This is a genomic window from Tabrizicola sp., from assembly GCF_036781545.1.
Taxonomy (GTDB): domain Bacteria; phylum Pseudomonadota; class Alphaproteobacteria; order Rhodobacterales; family Rhodobacteraceae; genus Tabrizicola.
In genome coordinates this window covers 1-3,959 of the sequence record NZ_DAIQAT010000234.1, presented here as the reverse complement: position 1 = coordinate 3,959, position 3,959 = coordinate 1, and the positions used below count along the sequence as shown (strand labels likewise).

3 protein-coding genes are annotated in these 3,959 nt (G+C 68.3%); 2 read left to right on the top strand and 1 reads right to left on the bottom strand.

Annotated features, from left to right (window positions below; all coding sequences use genetic code 11):
• The first annotated feature begins 160 nt into the window (after positions 1-160).
• Entirely contained in the window at positions 161-631 is a 471-nt protein-coding gene (locus tag V7Q39_RS19835; RefSeq protein ID WP_333818338.1) for an OsmC family protein, read from the top strand.
• A gap of 108 nt (positions 632-739) precedes the next feature.
• Entirely contained in the window at positions 740-2,353 is a 1,614-nt protein-coding gene (locus tag V7Q39_RS19830; RefSeq protein ID WP_333818337.1) for a GMC family oxidoreductase, read from the top strand.
• A gap of 161 nt (positions 2,354-2,514) precedes the next feature.
• On the opposite strand, the gene betC is transcribed toward V7Q39_RS19830, so the two are convergent.
• Positions 2,515-3,959: choline-sulfatase (betC, locus tag V7Q39_RS19825; protein ID WP_333818336.1), on the bottom strand; the 1,445-nt coding region annotated here is incomplete at its 5' end.

The window sequence follows — 3,959 nt, the reverse complement described above, 5'->3', positions numbered from 1 at the left end:
CTCCCGTTGATTTCGCCCGACTATGCCGGGAGGCCCGCCCGCTTGCAACCCGGGCAGCCCGGTCTCTGTGCGGTCCCGCACCGCCGCGCCGTCACCGCTTCCAGTTCCCGGATCGGCTGGCTAGGCTGGGGCACTCCCCCCAGACCTTCCGAGGTGATCCATGCCCAATCACGACTATACCACCCGCATCCTCTGGACCGGCAACCGCGGGGAGGGGACGGCGCTTTACAAGGCCTATGACCGGACCTGGGACATCGCAGTGCCGGGGAAGGTGGTGGTGCATTGTTCCAACGATCCGCTTCTGGGCGGTGATCCGGGCAAGATGAACCCGGAGGATTTGCTCCTCAGCGCGCTCTCGGCCTGCCATATGCTGTGGTACCTGCACTATGCCAGCGATGCGGGGATCGTGGTGGGCGGCTATTCCGACGCGCCGCTTGGCGTCGGCGAGGTCGGGCGCGGCGGTGCGGGGCGGTTCGTGAAGGTGACACTGCGTCCGCATGTGGTGGTTGGGCCGGGAACCGATCTGGCGGCGGCGGAAGCCATCCACCACCGTATCCACGAAGTCTGCTTCATCGCCCGGTCGGTGAGCTTTCCGGTAGACTACGCGCCGACCTTCGAGGTTGAGGCCTGAGGCTCGTCGTCGAACGAGGGGCGATCCCGGCGCGACATCGGGTGTCGCAAACCGGACGGTTCCGCGCCGGACCGACCGCTAGGGTCGCCGCTATTTCCCGGGGGGCGCATGGACGAGACCGATTACATCATCGTGGGCGCGGGTTCGGCGGGCTGCGTGCTGGCCGACCGGCTGACGGCGAACGGGCGCCACAAGGTGACGCTGCTCGAGGCGGGGGGCACCGACCGGCGGTTCTATGTGCAGCTGCCCCTGGGCTACGGCAAGCTCTTCTACGATCCGGCGGTCAACTGGCTGTACCGGACCGAGCCCGACCCGGGGCTCGCCGGTGCGCGGGACCATTGGCCGCGGGGCAAGCTGCTGGGGGGATCCTCCAGCATCAACGCGATGGTCTGGATCCGCGGGCACCGGGCCGACTACGACGACTGGGGGCGCGACAATCCCGGCTGGGGCTGGGAGGATTGCCTGGCGGCCTACAGGGCGATCGAGGACAACGAGGCGGGCGGGGACGCGTGGCGGGGGTCTGGCGGGCCCCTGTTCATTTCCGCGAACCGTTCGGGGTTGCACCCGCTTGTGCAAAGCTATGTCGCCGCCTGCGGCGAGGCCGGGCTGCCGGAGAACCCGGACTTCAATGGCGCGGTGCAGGAGGGTGCCGGGGTCTACCAGATGACGATCAAGGGCGCGCGGCGGAACTCGGCGGCGCGGGCCTTCCTGCGCCCGGCGATGAAGCGGGCCAACCTGCGGGTGGTGACGGATGCGCCGGTCAGCCGGGTGGTGATCGAGGGTGGCCGGGCGGTGGGCGTGGAATACCGCCGGGGTGGCGAGACCCATGTGCTGCGGGCGAAGGCCGAGGTGATCCTGGCCGGGGGGGCGATCAACTCGCCGCAGCTCTTGCAGCTGTCGGGGATCGGGCCGGGGGCCTTGTTGCAGTCGCTGGGCATTCCGGTGGCGCTGGACAACCCGAATGTGGGCGACCATCTGAGCGACCATCAGGGGATCAACTACACCTGGTCGATGACGGTGCCGACCTACAATGACGAGCTGCGCCCCTGGTGGGGCAAGCTGCGCGCGGGGTTGCAGTATTTCATCGGCGGCGGGGGGCCGCTGGCGAAGTCGATCAACCACGGCGGCGGGTTCTTCCGGACGCGGGCGGACCTCGACCGGCCGAACATGCAGCTGTATTTCCAGGCTTTCTCCACCCTGATCCCACGCGAGGGCGAGCGGCCCCTGCTGACGCCGGACCCCTGGTCGGGGATGTCGATCGGCCTGTCGAACTGCCGTCCGACCAGCCGGGGCCATATCCGGCTGCGCACCGCGCGGGCGGAGGATCATCCGGTGATCACGGCGAATGCGTTTTCCACCGATCATGATGTCGAGGAGATGCTGGCGGCGGTGAAATTCCTGCGCCGGATCGCCGCGCAACCGGCCATGGCGCGGCTGATCCGGGAAGAGTTGCGTCCGGGCCCGGAGGTGGTGACGGACGAGGCGCTCATCGCCGATTTCCGCGCGCGGTCCGGGACGGTCTATCACCCGAGCTGCACCTGCCGGATGGGGCGGGATCTGGGGTCATCGGTGGTGGACGCGGGGCTTCGCGTGCATGGGGTGGGGGGGCTGCGGGTGATCGACGCCTCGGCCTTCCCGAACATCATCGCCGGGAACACCAATGCGCCCGCGATATTGATGGGCTGGAAGGGCGCGGAAGCGGTCTTGCGCGACGCGCGGTGATCCTGGCCGGGGGCCGTCCTCGGGGCATCGAACCCCTCGGACGGCGCTGCCGCGGATCGGGGCCGGGCCGGTCGACCTGGGCAGGCGGTGGAGCCTCCGGCGGGAGTATTTTGAAAAGAGCAGGTGCCGGGGCTGGAAGGGGCGGCGCTGCTTCCGCCGCACTATTCCCCTCGCGGAAAGCGCTTGTTCTCCTCCAGCACGTTCAGGTCCATGTGGTTGCGCATGTAGCGCTCAGACGCGGCGCGGAGAGGCTGGTGGTCCCAGGGGAAGTAGGCGCCGTTCCGAAGTGCTTCGTAGACCACCCAGCGGCGGGCCTGGCTTTCGCGAACCTGCGAGTCGTAGTCGGAGAGGTCCCATCGGGCGTCGGCGAGTTTGCGGAAATGCTGCAGGACCGTAGCCGCGCGGGGATCGCGGGCGAGGTTTTCGCGCTCGCCGGGGTCGTTCGCCACGTCGAACAGCAGTTCGGGGTCTGCCGGGCAACGGATGTATTTCCAGGCGCCTTCGCGCAAGCTGACCATCGGGGTGATCGTGCCTTCGGCGGCGTACTCCATCGCCACCGGGCCGCGAGGGGCGCCGTTCGCGACCGGGATCAGGTCGACGCCTTCGGTCCAGGGGGCGACCTCGTCCATCGAGATGCCCGCCAGCGCGGCGAGGGTGGGGGCGAGGTCGATAGAGGAGACCGACGTGTCGATCCGGCCGGGCGGCATCTCCGGCGCGGTGATCATCAGCGGCACGCGGGACGAGCCTTCGTAGAAGCTCATCTTGAACCAGAGGCCATGCTCGCCCAGAAGTTCGCCGTGGTCGGAGAGGAAGACGATGTCGGCCTCCTGCCGCGTGGCTTCCAGCACCGCGAGGATCTCGCCGATCTTGTCGTCGATGTAGCTGATATTGGCGAAATAGGCGCGTTTCGCGCGGCGGATGTGGTCGGGGGTGATCTCCAGCGACCGCCAGTCGCAGGCGTCCATCAGGCGCCTGGAGTGGGGGTCCATGTCTTCATAGGCCAGCCCCTCGGGCGGCTCGCATTCCGCGGTGCCTTCGTAGAGGTCCCAGTATTTGCGGCGGGCGACGAAAGGGTCGTGCGGATGGGTGAAGCTGACGGTCAGGCACCAGGGGCGGGGGTCCTGCCCACGCGACAGATCGTACAGCTTCTGCACCGCCTGGAAGGCCACATCGTCATCATATTCATACTGGTTGGTGATCTCGGCCACCCCCGCCCCGGTGACGGAGCCGAGGTTGTGATACCACCAGTCGATCCGCTCTCCCGGTTTGCGGTAGTCCGGGGTCCAGCCGAAATCGGCGGGGTAGATATCGGTGGTCAACCGCTCCTCGAAGCCGTGGAGCTGGTCGGGGCCGACGAAATGCATCTTGCCGGTAAGCGCGGTCTGATAACCCGCCCGGCGCAGGTGGTGGGCATAGGTGGGAATGTCCGAGGCGAATTCGGCGGCATTGTCGTAGACGCGGGTGCGGGAGGGAAGCTGCCCGGACATGAAGCTTGCCCGCGCGGGGGCGCAGAGGGGCGAGGCGGTGTAGCAGTTGGCGAAGCGGGTGGAGCGGGCGGCGAGGCGCTTCAGGTTCGGGGCGTGCAGGAAATCCGCCGGGCCGTCGG

Excerpts from the sequence above, each read along its gene's own strand:
- V7Q39_RS19830 (WP_333818337.1), top strand. The coding sequence starts at position 740 with ATGGACGAGACCGATTACATCATCGTGGGCGCGGGTTCGGCGGGCTGC.
- V7Q39_RS19835 (WP_333818338.1), top strand. The coding sequence starts at position 161 with ATGCCCAATCACGACTATACCACCCGCATCCTCTGGACCGGCAACCGC.